15 protein-coding genes are annotated in these 14,622 nt (G+C 46.8%); 9 read left to right on the plus strand and 6 right to left on the minus strand.

Going from position 1 to position 14,622, the window contains the following annotated elements:
- Positions 1 to 8 precede the first annotated feature (8 nt).
- The 6 genes from U0358_RS06180 to pspF are packed head-to-tail and all read right to left on the minus strand — an operon-like array spanning position 9 to position 6,409.
- Positions 9 to 821 (minus strand): peptide ABC transporter ATP-binding protein, encoded by an 813-nt coding sequence (locus U0358_RS06180; RefSeq protein ID WP_317496762.1) that lies wholly within the window; start codon positions 819 to 821, stop codon positions 9 to 11.
- The gene (locus tag U0358_RS06185) at positions 818 to 1,810 is read right to left on the minus strand and encodes a peptide ABC transporter ATP-binding protein (RefSeq protein ID WP_317496763.1); all 993 of its coding nucleotides are present in this window, start codon (positions 1,808 to 1,810) and stop codon (positions 818 to 820) included. Before U0358_RS06185 ends, U0358_RS06180 begins: the two co-directional genes overlap by 4 nt.
- Positions 1,810 to 2,703, minus strand: a complete 894-nt coding sequence (locus tag U0358_RS06190; RefSeq protein WP_034820655.1) for an ABC transporter permease subunit — start codon at positions 2,701 to 2,703, stop codon at positions 1,810 to 1,812. Before U0358_RS06190 ends, U0358_RS06185 begins: the two co-directional genes overlap by 1 nt.
- On the minus strand, positions 2,690 to 3,718 hold the full coding sequence (locus U0358_RS06195) for an ABC transporter permease subunit (RefSeq protein WP_317496764.1): 1,029 nt from the start codon (positions 3,716 to 3,718) through the stop codon (positions 2,690 to 2,692). The genes U0358_RS06190 and U0358_RS06195 overlap by 14 nt, the downstream gene beginning before the upstream one ends.
- Positions 3,715 to 5,340 (minus strand): ABC transporter substrate-binding protein, encoded by a 1,626-nt coding sequence (locus U0358_RS06200; protein ID WP_322407398.1) that lies wholly within the window; start codon positions 5,338 to 5,340, stop codon positions 3,715 to 3,717. The genes U0358_RS06195 and U0358_RS06200 overlap by 4 nt, the downstream gene beginning before the upstream one ends.
- A complete protein-coding gene (gene pspF, locus U0358_RS06205) occupies positions 5,333 to 6,409 on the minus strand; it encodes a phage shock protein operon transcriptional activator (protein ID WP_317496766.1) in 1,077 nt (358 codons plus the stop codon). The genes U0358_RS06200 and pspF overlap by 8 nt, the downstream gene beginning before the upstream one ends.
- A 190-nt stretch (positions 6,410 to 6,599) precedes the next feature.
- Here pspF and pspA point away from each other — a divergent pair, with 190 nt between their 5' ends.
- From pspA to tyrR, 9 genes are all read left to right on the plus strand, one after another.
- Positions 6,600 to 7,274, plus strand: coding sequence for a phage shock protein PspA (pspA, locus tag U0358_RS06210; RefSeq protein WP_011233983.1), 675 nt, complete (start codon positions 6,600 to 6,602; stop codon positions 7,272 to 7,274).
- 15 nt (positions 7,275 to 7,289) lie between these two features.
- A complete protein-coding gene (gene pspB / locus U0358_RS06215) occupies positions 7,290 to 7,532 on the plus strand; it encodes an envelope stress response membrane protein PspB (protein WP_011233982.1) in 243 nt (80 codons plus the stop codon).
- Positions 7,529 to 7,912: an envelope stress response membrane protein PspC gene (gene pspC, locus U0358_RS06220; RefSeq protein WP_317496767.1), complete on the plus strand. Its 384-nt coding sequence runs from the start codon at positions 7,529 to 7,531 to the stop codon at positions 7,910 to 7,912. The genes pspB and pspC overlap by 4 nt, the downstream gene beginning before the upstream one ends.
- Positions 7,909 to 9,282 carry a YcjX family GTP-binding protein gene (locus tag U0358_RS06225; RefSeq protein WP_322407399.1) on the plus strand — a complete coding sequence of 458 codons (1,374 nt, stop codon included), beginning with the start codon at positions 7,909 to 7,911 and terminating at the stop codon, positions 9,280 to 9,282. The genes pspC and U0358_RS06225 overlap by 4 nt, the downstream gene beginning before the upstream one ends.
- A complete protein-coding gene (locus U0358_RS06230; protein ID WP_322407400.1) occupies positions 9,279 to 10,268 on the plus strand; it encodes a YcjF family protein in 990 nt (329 codons plus the stop codon). The genes U0358_RS06225 and U0358_RS06230 overlap by 4 nt, the downstream gene beginning before the upstream one ends.
- A gap of 108 nt (positions 10,269 to 10,376) precedes the next feature.
- Positions 10,377 to 11,603 (plus strand): trans-sulfuration enzyme family protein, encoded by a 1,227-nt coding sequence (locus tag U0358_RS06235; RefSeq protein ID WP_322407401.1) that lies wholly within the window; start codon positions 10,377 to 10,379, stop codon positions 11,601 to 11,603.
- A gap of 59 nt (positions 11,604 to 11,662) precedes the next feature.
- On the plus strand, positions 11,663 to 12,457 hold the full coding sequence (gene phhA / locus U0358_RS06240) for a phenylalanine 4-monooxygenase (RefSeq protein ID WP_317496771.1): 795 nt from the start codon (positions 11,663 to 11,665) through the stop codon (positions 12,455 to 12,457).
- Positions 12,458 to 12,476: 19 nt separating this feature from the next.
- Complete coding sequence (locus U0358_RS06245) at positions 12,477 to 12,818, plus strand: 4a-hydroxytetrahydrobiopterin dehydratase (protein ID WP_322407402.1); 342 nt, start codon at positions 12,477 to 12,479, stop codon at positions 12,816 to 12,818.
- Positions 12,819 to 12,933: 115 nt separating this feature from the next.
- Positions 12,934 to 14,514 carry a transcriptional regulator TyrR gene (gene tyrR, locus U0358_RS06250; protein WP_317496773.1) on the plus strand — a complete coding sequence of 527 codons (1,581 nt, stop codon included), beginning with the start codon at positions 12,934 to 12,936 and terminating at the stop codon, positions 14,512 to 14,514.
- The last annotated feature ends 108 nt before the right edge of the window (positions 14,515 to 14,622 follow it).

The raw sequence follows: 14,622 nt of genomic DNA on the forward strand, positions 1-14,622 counted from the left end.
TTTAGTTTTTAGTCAGCGATCTTAGCGCTTCTGTCGCTGTTATATTGAATGTTATGTTTTAAATGTTCGTGCAGCAATTGTTGAACGTAAGTTTGCTGCGTGTCTTTTAGTACTATGTCTGTTTTATCAAACGCGATCATTTTACCACGATATAAAATTAAGATCTTATCGGCAATATGTTTCACGATTTGTGGCGAATGTGTCACTAAAATATAAGAAATGCCCATATCTTTCTGTAGATCAAGCATTAGGTTGATGATTTGAGCTCTAATTGATGGGTCAAGTGCGACCAGAGCCTCGTCAGCGACAACAATCTGCGGCTCCAGAATAATGGCACGCGCAATACAGACTCGTTGCTTTTGCCCACTGGACAGCATATGAGGGTAAAATTCCCAGTGTTCGCGTAGCATGCCAACGCGTTGCAAAGTCAAATTGACCCGTTCCTGGCGCTCGGCAGCCGTTAACTGGGTATTAAATAACAGAGGTTCCTCCAGTTGTTTACCTATGTTGAGATGCGCATTCAGGGAATTTTCACTGTCCTGAAATATCATTCGAATGTTGTTGCATAGCTGCGGAAAGTTATTGCTATGGAGCTTCTGACCATTAAGCAGAATGTCGCCACTGGTTGCGGTATCTACACCACCAATAATTTGTGCCAGGGTCGACTTACCGGAACCTGTCTCGCCCATTACAGCCAATATTTCTCCGGCTTCAAGGGTGAAGGACAAAGGTTCTATTGCTACCGATTTAGGAGTCCATGGCCAGCCTTTTCGGGAGCGGTAGGTTTTGCCTAGGTTTTGGACTTCCAGTAAGTGACTCATGAGCTGCTATCCAGTAACGGAAAATGGCAATGATACACACGCTGCCCGTGATGAGTAGCCCGTGGTGCTTTAACGCAGGTTTTTTGAGCGTAAGGACATCGGGGACCCAAACGGCAACCGATCGGCATATGCCGCAATGTTGGTATAGAGCCGGGCAGGGTCGGTAAACGCGCCTTGTGAGGCAACTCTTGCTGCGTTTGCAACGACATACGGAGCATCGAATCGGTGTAAGGGTGCGCTGGTTCAGATAAAATGTTGTGGGCGGGCCCGGTTTCCATTAACTGTCCGCAATAAAGCAGGGTTAAGCGTTTGGTCTCAGGTAAAATAGAGCCAACATCCTGCGAAATCAATACAACAGACATTTTTTGGCTAACGGCCAGCCGTGCCAGCAAACGATGGATCTGTAGACGGGTTGAAGGCTCCATTGCAGTAGTTGGCTCGTCGGCAATAAGGAGTCTGGGACGGTGAGCAATGGCTATAGCAATACTCACTTTCTGCGCTATGCCCTGAGACAATTCAAAAGGGTAGCTTTCCATTATAGACTCGTGGTCGCGAATACCCACTCGATGAAGCAGTCTTTTAACCCGGGTTTTACGGTCAACCCGTCGACGCATGAATGTACCGCGGACGTCCCCTTGTGGAATGGCCTCTACGATTTGCTGCTCGACGGTGCTGTTAGGGTCCAGGTACGCATTAGGATCCTGAAAAATCATAGCCATATCGCGCCCGGTAATTTTCCGGCGCTGTTTAGGCGTCATTGCCAGTAAATCCTGACCGTTCCACCAAAGCCTGTCAGCGGTAACCTGCCAGTTGGGGTTTATAAAGCCCATAATGGCTTTTGCCAGCAAACTTTTCCCCGACCCGGATTCGCCCACAATACTGTGAATTTCTCCCTCAGTAAGCTGCAGATTAACTTTATCAAGTACCCGGACGATGCCGTGCGCTGTTTGCATTTCTACTGTCAGATTGCGTATATCGAGTAACTGCATTAGCTGTTAACCCTTTCTTTTAAAGCACGCCGCAGGCTGTCTCCGACAATGTTAATAGCCATAATGGTAATAAACAACGTTACGCCCGGTAGCACCATGGACCAGGGCGATAAATAAACCTCGTCCAGACTGCGTGCCAGCATACTGCCCCATTCAGGGGTTGGTGCCTGAATACCCAGCCCAAGAAAGCTGAGAGCGGCAATATCCATAATAGCAACGGAAAGCGATACCGTAAGCTGCATGACCAATGTGGGGGTCACGTTAGGTAATATCACCCGGTAAAGCAAGTAGGCTTTGGAGCAACCATTGAGTCGCGACGCGGTAACGTAATCTTTATGCCACTCTTCGTGCACCGCATTACGGGTAACGAAGATAAACTGCGGAATTAACGAAAGCGTTATAGCAAAGGCTACGTTATTAAAACCGGTACCGAGAATCGCAATAATGATAAGTGCCATCAAGAAGGAAGGTATGGACAGCAAAGTATCAAAAAGCCGCGATAAGCTTTGGTATTTTATCGTTCGGTCAATACCAGCAAGAGCCCCTATGCTCATGCCAATTAGTGAGGATACTGCAACCATAAGTATCGGTAGTCCCAGACTGTATAACCCACCAATTAATAGTCGCGATAGCATGTCCCGACCTAAATCGTCGGTGCCAAATAAATAATTCATATTGCCGCTTTCAACCCATGAAGGGGGAAGTGCAATGGCATCAGAGAATTGGGCTGACGTATTAAAGGGTGCGAGCAAGGGGGACAGCAATACGACCAATATCATTGCCAGCAGAACATACAAGGCTGCCATGGAGAGAAACCTTGAGCGGAAGCTCTTCCAGACTAGCTTAAGTGGCGATGGGGTTTCATCGTGATGATACAGATTAACGTGTGGCATATTGTTCGTGCCTCACTATTGGGAATCGCCAGCCATGGTATAGCTCGACCAGTAGGTTAAAGAACAAAATAACGAAAGCGAACATTAATACAGCTGCCTGAATAATAGGGTAGTCACGTTCAAAAATACTACGGATAAGCCAATTGCCCATTCCCGGCCAGTTAAAAATGGATTCAACCACAATACTGTTGGTTAATAGTAAACTGAAGATGAGAGTGGTTTGTTGCAGCACTGATTGCACTGCATTTGGAATCGCGTGTTTTACCAATACTCTAAATTCACTTAACCCGCGGGCACGAGCCGCTTTTACGAAAGGTTTTTGCAGCATTTCCTGGGTTGCATTTCGCATTAAGCGCAGTAACAGCATCATTGGCATGATAGCCAGTATGATCACCGGCAGAACAATATGATTTAAAGCGTCCTGAAGCGCCGCGGCTTTATATTCCGAGCGACTTAAAAATACATCGATGAGAATTGAACCGGTTTGTGGTTCGACGCCATATAAAGGGTTTATCTGGCCGGTAATAGGGAACCAACCGAGTTTTATCGCAAACAGTAGTATCAGTAACTGAGCTAACCAGAAAACCGGGATAGAGTAACCAACCATAGCCAGGCTTATTACGGTTTGGTCGGAACGCTGACGAAAGCGGGAGGCAGCAAATACACCCAATGGTAAACCAAAAACAACGGCAACCAGTAAGGCCAGAAGAATGAGCTCCATTGAGGCCATAAAGTGTTGAATACCATCGGCAAATACCGGTGTACCATTACTCAGTGATAACCCCCAGTCGCCGGCAAATAAGTGCTGCAGGTAACGCATGTATTGAATGGCCAGGTTCTGGTCACCGCCACGCAGTTCAACCATGAGAGGATAGCTGCTCTGGAACGGCCGGATGCCGCTCATATTGGTTATTGGATCGCCCGGAAACAAGTAATTGAGGCTAAAACTAAACACCGTTAGTAAAAACACAGCAATAATAAAAACGCTTAAACGGCCTATAAGATAGCGGGTCATTGTGATTCTTCCTCCGCAGTATCTTTAGTGGCCAGGCGAAAGTTAATACCTCCGTATGGAGGAAGTTCCACGCCACTGATGTTTTTCTGCTGTGCCTGAAAGCGTTTTGAGTGGGCAATAGGCAATAAAGGTTGTTGCTGGTTCAGTAAGTGCTGAGCTGACTGATACAGAGCTTTACGTTCTTCCGGAACCGTGGTTGCAATGGCGCTGTAAAGCAACTGGTCAAAACCCGGGTGGCACCAGTTAGCCCGGTTGCCACCGGTCGCTACGGCAGCACAGCTCAACAGTGGTCTGAAGAAGTTATCAGGGTCAGCATTGTCGGCATACCAACCAATGAGCACGGTATCGTGTTCGCCACGAGAAAGGCGCCGGCGAAAGGTGTTCCATTCATAAGAAACAATGCTTGCTGAGACACCAATTTGAGCTAAGTCTGACTGCATCAGTTCCGCCATTCTGCGGGCGTTAGGATTGTAGACGCGCTGTACCGGCATGGCCCAGATGTTAATATTCAAATTTGAATGACCGGCTTCTTCCAATAAACGTTTGGCTTTTTCCGGGTCATACTGATACTGAATGCCACGGTCATCATAAGCCCAGGATGTTGGAGGCAATATTGATTGTGCCAGCTCAGCATTACCGGAATAGATAGTCTGAATAATCGCTTCGCGGTTAATAGCGTGACTCAGAGCCTGACGAACAAGAGGGTCATCAAAAGGTTTTTTCTTAGTATTAAATGCCCAGAAAGAGACATTTGGACTCACCTCGTCGGTGACAATTAATTGCTCTCTGTTGAGTGCCTGCAACTCACTTACCAGCGGGTAAGGAATAATGTCACATTCACCGGTAACCAGCTTAAGCATACGCTTGTTTGCGTTAGGGGTAATAGAATACACCAGATGCTCAATTCCGGGGCCTTCCCGCCAATACCCCGGATGTCGGGAGTAACGTATTAACACATCTTTGCGATAACTCTCGAAACGGTAGGGGCCGGTTCCTATGGGTAAAGCATCAATTTGTCCGGGGCGGTCTTCAGTCAAAAGTTGTTGGGCGTACTCAGCGGATAAAATAACGGCGAAGTCTGTGGCAAGGTTTGCTAAAAACGAACTGTCGGCATTATTCAGCACGATATCGACCGTCATTTTATCAATTTTGACAACTTTATTGATCAACTGATCCAGCCCTGTGGCTCTGAAAAAGGGATAGCTCCCTCCAACCTGATGATAAAGGCTGGTTTCATCCAGCCACCGGTTAAAGCTGAATTGAACGTCTTCAGCGGTTAGTTCCCGGCTGGGCTGAAAGTAGTTGGTTGTATGAAATTTTACGCCTTCGCGCAAATGAAACCGGTAACGAGTGCCGTTATCCAAAGTTTCCCAGCGCTTCGCAAGTGCAGGTACAAATTCCTGTTGCTCAGCATCGTAATCAATTAACCGGTCGTAGAGTTGAGCCGCGGTTGCATCAACGGTAGTGCCTGAGGTAACAAGCTGAGGATTAAAAGAAGCGGGGTTGCCTTCTGAACAGTAAATAATGCCGTTGGCCAGAGGAGCAGGCTCTGGTTCCTCAGATTGACAGCCTGAGAGAAACGCTGCTGCAATAACAGCCACATTTGCGTACGCTTTAATCATTAGCTGCAGAAGCCCCTTCCAATAACTGATACTTTTTTAAGTAACCTCGTAACTGATGATAAGTCAGTCCAAGAAAATTAGCTGTTTTCTTTTGGTTAAACTGACATAAACGTAAGGCTTGCGACAAGACATCAATTTCATACTCTTGCGACTTTTGTTTAAAGTCTATTGGTTGATCGGCGTTGAGTTTGGGCATATCAATTACGTCATTATTTTCAGTATGGCTTTGTTCATTAGCCAGCGGCTCTTGCGCTACCGTTTTTTCTGTAACCGGAGTTTTGGGCCGGAACGGACTGTTAAACGGGTCAATGATAATGTCGTGAATAGGGACATGACCATTTCCCAGCCGATATAAACTGCGCTCTACCGTGTTTTTAAGCTCGCGTACGTTACCGGGCCAATGATATTCAAGCAAGGTTTTACGCGCTTTCTCGGAAAAACCACTGAATAACTCCAGTTCCATTTCCCGCGCCATAGAAATGGCAAAGTGCTCAGCAAGCAGCATGATGTCGTCGCGGCGTTCGCGTAATGGCGGTAGGGTGATGACATCAAATGCCAGGCGGTCCAGTAGATCTGAACGAAATTGACCTTTGGCAGCAAGCGACGGAAGGTCTTCATTAGTGGCGGCAATGAGGCGAGTATCAATTTTAACCGAATGGCGGCCGCCCACGCGTTCAAATTCTCCGTACTCAATAACCCGCAGCAGCTTTTCCTGAACCCGTAAGGACGTATTGGCTAATTCATCAAGAAATAGTGAGCCACCGTCTGCGCGTTCAAAACGACCTTCGTGTTTTTTAGCGGCACCGGTGAAAGCGCCGGCTTCATGGCCAAAGAGCTCACTGTCGAGTAAGTTTTCATTCAGAGCGGCACAGTTGAGGGTAATGTACTGTTGTTGCCAGCGTCGGGACAAGTAATGACAACGCGCTGCAATAAGCTCTTTACCGGTGCCTCGTTCACCAATAATTAATACGGGCTTATCGAGAGGAGCAATTTGCGACACTTGTTCCAGCACATCGGAAAAGCTGTTGGATTGTCCGATGAGGTTGTCGGGTTTTCGCTCAGGGCGCATGTCGAATGCCTTATCTTATAGTTATTTTTGCTAATTATTAGTTTATTTTACGAACCCTCGCAAGAGGGGAATTAGCATGAATTATAAAAAGCACTTATAAAACATATTGTTATGGCATAAATAAAAGTTGGCCTGATACTTGAATGATAAATCATCGAGTTGTTTATTAAACCAGTATGAGGTCATTATTATGGGTATTTTTTCACGTTTTAGCGATATCGTGAACTCCAATATCAATTCTTTATTGGATAAAGCCGAAGATCCGCAAAAAATGGTACGCCTGATTATTCAGGAAATGGAAGATACGTTAGTTGAAGTACGCTCTACGTCAGCGCGCCTGTTGGCTGAAAAGAAAGACATTCAGCGTCAGCAGCAGCGGATGGAAAATGAAGTTCAGGACTGGGAAAACAAGGCTGAACTGGCGTTAACTAAAGAACGTGACGATTTAGCGCGTCAGGCACTAATTGAAAAGCAAAAAGCACAGCAGGGCGTTGACTCGTTGCAGCAGGAAATGGATCGCGTTAATGAGAACCTGGACAAGCTAAACGACGAAATTGGCCAACTTCAGGAAAAACTGGCTGATGCTAAGTCTCGCCAAAAGGCGATTCTGATGCGCCAGAAGGCAGCCAGTAGCCGCTTGCAGGTTAAGCAACAGGTCGATAGTGGCAAAGTTGATGACGCTATGCAGCGGTTTGATCGTTACGAAGCTAAAATCGATGATTTGGAAGCCCAGGTTGAATCTTATGATATGGGTAAACGGACATTACGTGATGAATTTGCAGAGCTGGAAAACGAGAGTAAAGTGAATGACGAGCTGGAAGCATTGCGTGCTCGTATGAGCTCAAAAACCAAACAAGACTCTTAAAACAGGCTTAAAAAAATGGATATTGAAGCAATACTAGGGATGTTGATGGCGCCGATTATTCTGTTTGTCATTATAGTCGCGCCTATCTGGATCATCCTTCATTACCGTAGTAAACGACAAATGAATCAGGGATTGAACGAGGAAGAAAGGGAGTCTTTGGCGTTACTGGCGAATCAGGCAAAACGTATCCGTGAACGCGTACAGACACTGGAACGTATTCTGGATGCTGACGCTCCGGGCTGGAGGGACAGACAATGAGCGAGCGAAAATCCAAACGAGAACTGCGTCGAGACTCAGAACGAGGAAAAATCGCTGGGGTTTGTGCCGGTATTGCAGACTACCTGAATCTGGAACCCTGGCTAATACGAGTGGCCTTTGTTACTGGGGTTATTTTTACTAATGGCTCTTTCTTTGTGCTCTATATTGCCGGTTGGTTAATTCTGGACAAAAAGCTACCGGATACCGGGCGCCATAATGTTGGTGTAAAGACTAAGGTCTGGCAGGGTGGAGAACCACCGCGTGAGGCTTTTCGCGATATTAAGCGGGAGTTTGATGAACTGGAGCAACAGTTGCAATCAATGGAAAAGTACGTAACCTCAAATCACTATAATCTTCAACGAGAATTTAATCGTCTGTGAGCCGTTTTCAAAAGCTACAACACCAAACCCGCGACGTTATTCATCGCGGGTTTGATCGTCATATACGTCTGGCTGTAACGGGGTTAAGCGGCGCGGGAAAAACCGCATTAATCACCGGTTTACTTGAGCAGCTATTGTATGCAAACGAAACGCAGCAATTGCCTTATTTTAAAGTAAAGCAACAACAGCGTCTTAATGGCTGTCGCTTACACACCAGCAGTAACTGGCAAGTCTCGCGTTTTGACTACGAAGGGGCAATAGACTGTTTAACCACAGATGTGCCCCGGTGGCCGCAGTCGACACGCGATGTGAGTGAAATACGTGTCGAAATAAAATATAAGCCGCATCGAGGGTTAGCCGGGCGAGTGCTTGATACCCGTCGCTTAACCCTGGACTTAATTGATTATCCAGGCGAGTGGCTGCTGGATTTACCTCTTTTGCAATTGAGCTATGACGAGTGGAGTCAGCAACAGCAGAGCTTACTAAAAGCTGAACTGCGATATAAGCTGGCAGAGAGCTGGTTGACTAAGGTGGAAACGGCAGCAAACGCTGCGTCAGAGGATAAAGCTGAGCAGCAGATACGTGAACTGGCATCGGGTTATCGCACTTTTTTACGCCAGTGCCGGGAGCAAAAATTACTACTATTGCAGCCGGGAAGAATGGTGTTGCCCGGAGAGCTGGAGGGAGCTCCTGCGCTGGAGTTTTTCCCCTGGCCGTTGTCACAACCAGTACCCGATGCCTGGGCGAAACGTCTGCGCGAGAAATACCGTTACTATCAGCAGCATATTGTGACTCCGTTTTATCAAAAGTACTTTAAGCACTTTAACCGGCAGGTTGTGCTAGTTGATGTTCTGCAGGCGTTGCAGAATGGAGAGCATCATTTTGCGGAATTACAGTTGGCAATAAATGAGCTGATGAAGAGCTTTTCATATGGCAATAACAGTTTGCTTAAGAGGTTGATGTCGCCGGTTATTGATAAAGTCGCGCTGGTTGCGACAAAAGCCGACAGTATTGCCCCGCAAGACCATCAAAAACTGACGGAATTATTGCGTGTTATGACGCAGAAGCAGCGTCAGGAATTACAGTTTGATCAAATACCGCACCAGGTATTTAGCGTTGCTGGTATTGCCACCAGTCAAATTAAGAAATTAAGTAACGGCACAACAGTTCTGGACGGAATTAATGAAAACCGTGAGTTTGTGCGGGTTGGGGCACCCGAGGTACCTGATGCCATACCAACAGCTGCAGACTGGCAACAAGGCTATATTTATCCGCAGTTTTATCCCGGCTTCACCGCGCAGAATTCACCTCTGCCGCACATCCGGCTGGACCAGCTACTTGAATACGTTCTGGGAGATAAACTCAAATGAGCGATCCGCGCAAATTAACTTACTATCCGGTGGATGAACCAGCGGTGGAATTTTCTGATACTTATAATACGCCCGGGCAACCCGGACACGAACCTGTTTCCGGCCAAGCAACTGCGGGCGCAAAGTCTGGTCGCTGGGGTAAGTGGCTGGCACTGGGATTAGTTGTTGCTTTAACCGCCGCCGTTATTGAATCGGTATTGATGGTTATTGAGCGTTTTCAACAGAATATATTTTTAGGCAGTTTATGGGCGGTTGGTTTTGGTGTGATTGCGTTGGCACTATTGGGCTTTATGGTGCGCGAAATCAGGTTGCTGCAAAAGTTGAAACGGCGCTGGAAAAAACAGTCTGAAGATTCCAAACCGGAGCAACAGTTACAGCTTCTGCAACATCCGGATTTAGAACATCGCTGGCAGCAAATTAAACAACCGTACTGGTCTGCGGATGAAGAACGTGAACGCTTTGAAGTGGACGTTTTAAACCGTATAGACCAGCAGGCTACCCGTATTATCAGTCGCTGGGCGGCAGAAGCTTCGGCTATGGTTGCAGTGAGCCCCTTTGCTTTGTTGGATATGCTTATCGTTATGTGGCGTAACCAGCGGATGATATCGCGTATTGCCCAGTTGTACGGCGTAAAACTGGGGTACTGGGCCAGAGTTCGCTTATGGCGCCAGGTGTTTGCCAATATTGTCTACGCAGGGCTTAGCGAAGTCGCGGTAGATTTAGGCGCTCAGTGGGTTAGTGCTGAACTATTAACGCGTTTATCAACCCGGGCCGGACAAGGTTTAGGAGCCGGTTTGCTTACCGCCAGACTGGGCTACCAAGTGATTGAATTATGCCGACCCATGCCGTTCGAAAAGGTCAAAAAGCCGGGCTATTTAAAACTGCAAAAAGACTTACTAAGTCAGCTAAAGAGCGTTTTACCTTTTGTTTATAAATCGCGTCAGGCAAAGGCTACAGCAACATCTGAGCAGGAAGTGGAAAACTAGCGTTACAGTTGTTTGAAGCTTTGACACAGCGCAAAGATTGCCAACTAAGGTAAGCTCGTTGCACTCTAGTTGCTCGTTAACAATTTTCTGACAAACGAGCCAAAACGCATGTCTACTGATTTAAAACCACATAATAATAAATGGCAGCCAGCGACTCAGGTAATTCATGCCGGAGCCGCGCATGACGACCCTCATGGGGCGTTGACCGCTCCACTTTATCAGACATCGACTTTTCGGTTTTCTTCTGCCGAGCAGGGCACTCGTCGCTTTGCTGGTGAGGAAGAAGGCTACATTTACAGCCGTTTAGGTAATCCGACAACAGCTGAATTAGAGCGCCGGATGGCATCGCTTGAAGGCTATGAAGCTGCTGCGGCGGCTGCGACAGGAATGGGCGCTATTGCGGCTGCTACTATGGCTTTTGTGCGCAGCGGTGATCATATTGTGGTATCCGATGCCATATACGGCTGTAGCTTTGCATTGTTCAGCGAATTGTTTGAGCGCTTTGGTGTTGAAGCCGACTTTATTGATTTAAACAACGAAGGCTTATTGAAAGAAACTCTGCGAGAAAATACCCGGCTAGTTTTTCTGGAAACTCCGGCTAACCCTCATCTGAAAGTGGTTGATATCGAAAAAGTTCATGCCGTCATTGCTGACTTAGACATTCGCCTGGTGGTGGATAATACCTTTATGACGCCGCTGATGCAGCAGCCTAAACGACATGGTGCCGATATTGTTGTGCATAGTGCAACCAAATTTCTTAACGGGCACGGCGATGTGGTAGCCGGCATTATCTGTGGCAGTGACGATGATATCAATACCATTAAAAGCACAACCTTAAAAGACATGGGCGCCACCATTAGTCCACACGACGCCTGGCTTATACTGCGTGGTCTGAAAACTCTCGACGTGCGCATGCAGCGCCACTGTGAAAACGCCGATGCGGTTTATGATTTTTTGGCCGCGCGTAACGATATTAAGAAGATATACTACCCCGGAGCGCCTGACCACGAGGCGCAGGCTTTAATGGGTAAGCAGATGAGCCGTAACGGGGCGGTTATCGCTTTTGAACTGGAAGGCGATGAAGCGAAAGCACGTTACTTTCTGAATCAATTGCGAATGATAGCTCTGGCGGTGAGCCTGGGTGACGCTGAAACTCTCATTCAACACCCGGCGTCAATGACGCATTCTCCGTATACTCCGGAGGCTCGTCTTAAAGCGGGAATTTCGGATACATTGATTCGAATTGCGGTAGGCTTAGAAGCAGCAGACGATATTATCGCAGATCTTGAACAAGCGTTAGAAGCTTGCCGTGTGCAATGGCAGCAATCTGCGTAATCTGAACTAATAATAACAAAAACGATCAAACATTAATGAGGAAGCAACAAGGCTGAATTATGGGTAAACAAAGTCAATACGTATCAAGGCAACCGGATGAAAACGGTATTATTCACTGGAGCGACGAGGAAAACGGGATTTGGAAAGATCTCGTAGAGCGTCAGCTGGAATGCATACCCGGAAAAGCTTGCGATGAGTATATGAAGGGACTGGAATTACTCGACCTGCCGAAGGATCGCTTGCCACAAATGCATGAAATTAATGAAGTACTGGAGCGAGAAACTGGCTGGCAAGTCGCTCAGGTTCCTGCGTTAATTCCATTTGATGAGTTTTTCCGTTTACTGGCAAACAAGCAGTTTCCGGTAGCGACCTTTATTCGTACACGGGAAGAATTCGATTACTTACAGGAACCGGATATTTTTCACGAAATATTTGGGCATTGTCCGTTATTAACGAACCCGGCGTTTGCGCATTTTACACACCAATACGGTAAGTTAGGTTTGGCGGCCACACCGAAAGAACGAGTTTATCTGGCTCGTCTGTACTGGTTTACCGTAGAGTTCGGGTTGTTAAAAACCGAAGAAGGCATTCGAATTTATGGCGGCGGTATTTTATCCTCACCGGAGGAAACTGAATACGCGGTTAACAGCGATATACCGGAGCGGAAACCGCTGAAAGCCTTAGATGCGCTACGTACACCCTACCGAATTGATATTATTCAACCTATCTACTACACCATAGAGAGTGTGGACGAGCTGTTTAAGATATCCGATATGGATATCATGTCGCTGGTTCATGAAGCGATGGAGCTTGGGTTGTTTGAACCGAAATTTCCACCAAAAGATGTAGCCTAAGGCAAAGGAGTATTAAAATATGTCAAACTTGGAAAATGCACGTTGCGAAGCGTGCCATGCAGACGCGCCACAAGTCAGCGATGACGAGTTGAAAGAATTGATGCGTGAAATCCCCGAGTGGACGCCAGTAACAAATGATGGTGTCATGATGCTGCAGCGTGAGTTTAAGTTCAAAAACTTTAAACAAGCAATGGCATTCACGAACCGCGTAGGCGACCTTGCTGAGGAGGAGAAACATCATCCTGAACTGCTCACTGAGTGGGGCAAGGTAACGGTTACTTGGTGGACTCACTCCATTAACGGTTTACATAAAAACGACTTCATTATGGCGGCAAAAACTGACGGTGCGCTTGAAGCTTAAGTAAGTCTTTCGATGAACGGCATGGAACCCCGGTCTATTGGCCGGGGTTTTTGTTTTTTCAGCCGTAACAATAGTGTATTATTTGCTTTACATTTAGTTGAATGCAGTTGGGTTTATGCGACTTGAGATAACGTGTGATGACCGTCTTGGTATTTGTCAGGATGTTCTGCAAATTTTGCGAGACCACGAAATTGATTTACGTGGTATTGAAGTCGATCCTAAAGGAAAAATATTCCTCAATTTTCCCGAATTAGCTTTCGATGACTTTCGGCATTTGATGCCTCAAATTCGTCGCATTCCCAATATTATTGACGTAAAAACCATCCCTTACATGCCGTTTGAACGCGAGCATTATGAATTTAGTTTATTACTAAGCACCTTGCCGGACCCCGTTCTCTCTATAGATAGTAAAGGCCATATCGACATTATCAATGACGCAGGTTTACGGTTGTTAGCGGGTCAGGAAGACAACCTGAAAGGTGAGCCGTTGATGCATTACGTGCATGGCATCTCTTTACAGCGCTGGCTGGATAAACAACCCCGGGATCCTATTTACGAAGCTGTAACGATAGGCAATTCTGAATACTACGCACAATTATTGCCTATTTGGGTTAATGATGAGGAAGGTCGCACAGCGTTTGCCGGTGCGGTAATGACTTGTAAGTCAGAGCCCGTAACTGCAACCTGGCAGAGTGAGGATAATGAAAAAGCCTTTGAACGTCTCTTAACCGATAACAGCACGATGAAGCGTGTGATTAAAGATGCTCAGCGCATGGCTGAACTTGACGCGCCGCTGTTAATTGAAGGTGAAACGGGTGTTGGTAAAGAGCTGTTGGCAAAAGCCTGTCACTTAGCTAGCCAGCGCCAGGATAAACCCTTTTTGGCCATAAACTGTGCAGCACTGCCAGACAATGTTGCTGAGAGCGAACTGTTCGGTCATGGAGAAGGCAGCATAAGCAGCCAGAGCACTCGTAAAACCGGGGTTCTGGAGCAATCTGCCGGGGGCACTGTGTTACTGGACTCAGTCAGTGAAATGTCCATTGGCCTGCAGGCAAAATTACTGCGCTTTTTAGAAGATGGCGTGTTTCGCCGTATAGGTGAAGAGCAGGAAGTGAGTGTAGACGTAAGGGTCATTTGCACAGCCCAGGGTAACCTCTATGAACTTGTTGAAAACGGTGAGTTTCGCGAAGACCTATATTATCGGCTTAACGTCCTGGCACTGAATGTCCCGCCGCTGCGTGAACGCAAAAGCGATATTTTATTGTTGGCAGAGCATTTTGTGATTCAGGCTTGTAAGAGACTCGGGCGCAGTCAGGTAAACTTAAGCCGGGCGGCGAAAGAGCGACTCAAACGTTATCAATGGCCGGGTAATGTGCGCCAGCTGGAAAATACCATGTTCCGTTCGGTTTCAATGATAGAAGGTTATACGCTGGAGCCCGCCGATATCCGTTTGCCGGAGTTGAGTCAGGAAGATGACCAACTAGCACTGGATATCGACGATATGAGTCTGGACGATGCGGTACGTCGTTTTGAGAGCCACGTATTACGCCGTTTGTATCCTAGCTTCCCCAGTACACGTCAATTGGCAAAACGCTTAGGACTTTCCCATACCGCAGTGGCTAATAAATTACGCGATTATGGCATTGGTAAGCAACGCAGCGGTCGTGCCCGTAAAGCAGAACAGACAAAAAAGTAGCCTTGTAACAAAAGCTTTACAAGTTAACCAGGCTGTACCTTGATCCAGAGCAAGTGTTCAGCCTGTACATTAAGCTTTACGTTTAAACGTTAACTTAAGCAATTTCCT

This window comes from Idiomarina sp. PL1-037, assembly GCF_034422975.1.
In the GTDB taxonomy this organism is placed as follows: Bacteria; Pseudomonadota; Gammaproteobacteria; order Enterobacterales; family Alteromonadaceae; genus Idiomarina.

What these genes read in the sequence shown, in the direction of transcription:
- U0358_RS06180 (WP_317496762.1), bottom strand. Translation starts at nt 821, where the DNA reads ATGAGTCACTTACTGGAAGTCCAAAACCTAGGCAAAACCTACCGCTCC.
- U0358_RS06185 (WP_317496763.1), bottom strand. Translation starts at nt 1,810, where the DNA reads ATGCAGTTACTCGATATACGCAATCTGACAGTAGAAATGCAAACAGCG.
- U0358_RS06190 (WP_034820655.1), bottom strand. Translation starts at nt 2,703, where the DNA reads ATGCCACACGTTAATCTGTATCATCACGATGAAACCCCATCGCCACTT.
- U0358_RS06195 (WP_317496764.1), bottom strand. Translation starts at nt 3,718, where the DNA reads ATGACCCGCTATCTTATAGGCCGTTTAAGCGTTTTTATTATTGCTGTG.
- U0358_RS06200 (WP_322407398.1), bottom strand. Translation starts at nt 5,340, where the DNA reads ATGATTAAAGCGTACGCAAATGTGGCTGTTATTGCAGCAGCGTTTCTC.
- pspF (WP_317496766.1), bottom strand. Translation starts at nt 6,409, where the DNA reads ATGCGCCCTGAGCGAAAACCCGACAACCTCATCGGACAATCCAACAGC.
- pspA (WP_011233983.1), top strand. Translation starts at nt 6,600, where the DNA reads ATGGGTATTTTTTCACGTTTTAGCGATATCGTGAACTCCAATATCAAT.
- pspB (WP_011233982.1), top strand. Translation starts at nt 7,290, where the DNA reads ATGGATATTGAAGCAATACTAGGGATGTTGATGGCGCCGATTATTCTG.
- pspC (WP_317496767.1), top strand. Translation starts at nt 7,529, where the DNA reads ATGAGCGAGCGAAAATCCAAACGAGAACTGCGTCGAGACTCAGAACGA.
- U0358_RS06230 (WP_322407400.1), top strand. Translation starts at nt 9,279, where the DNA reads ATGAGCGATCCGCGCAAATTAACTTACTATCCGGTGGATGAACCAGCG.
- U0358_RS06235 (WP_322407401.1), top strand. Translation starts at nt 10,377, where the DNA reads ATGTCTACTGATTTAAAACCACATAATAATAAATGGCAGCCAGCGACT.
- phhA (WP_317496771.1), top strand. Translation starts at nt 11,663, where the DNA reads ATGGGTAAACAAAGTCAATACGTATCAAGGCAACCGGATGAAAACGGT.
- U0358_RS06245 (WP_322407402.1), top strand. Translation starts at nt 12,477, where the DNA reads ATGTCAAACTTGGAAAATGCACGTTGCGAAGCGTGCCATGCAGACGCG.
- tyrR (WP_317496773.1), top strand. Translation starts at nt 12,934, where the DNA reads ATGCGACTTGAGATAACGTGTGATGACCGTCTTGGTATTTGTCAGGAT.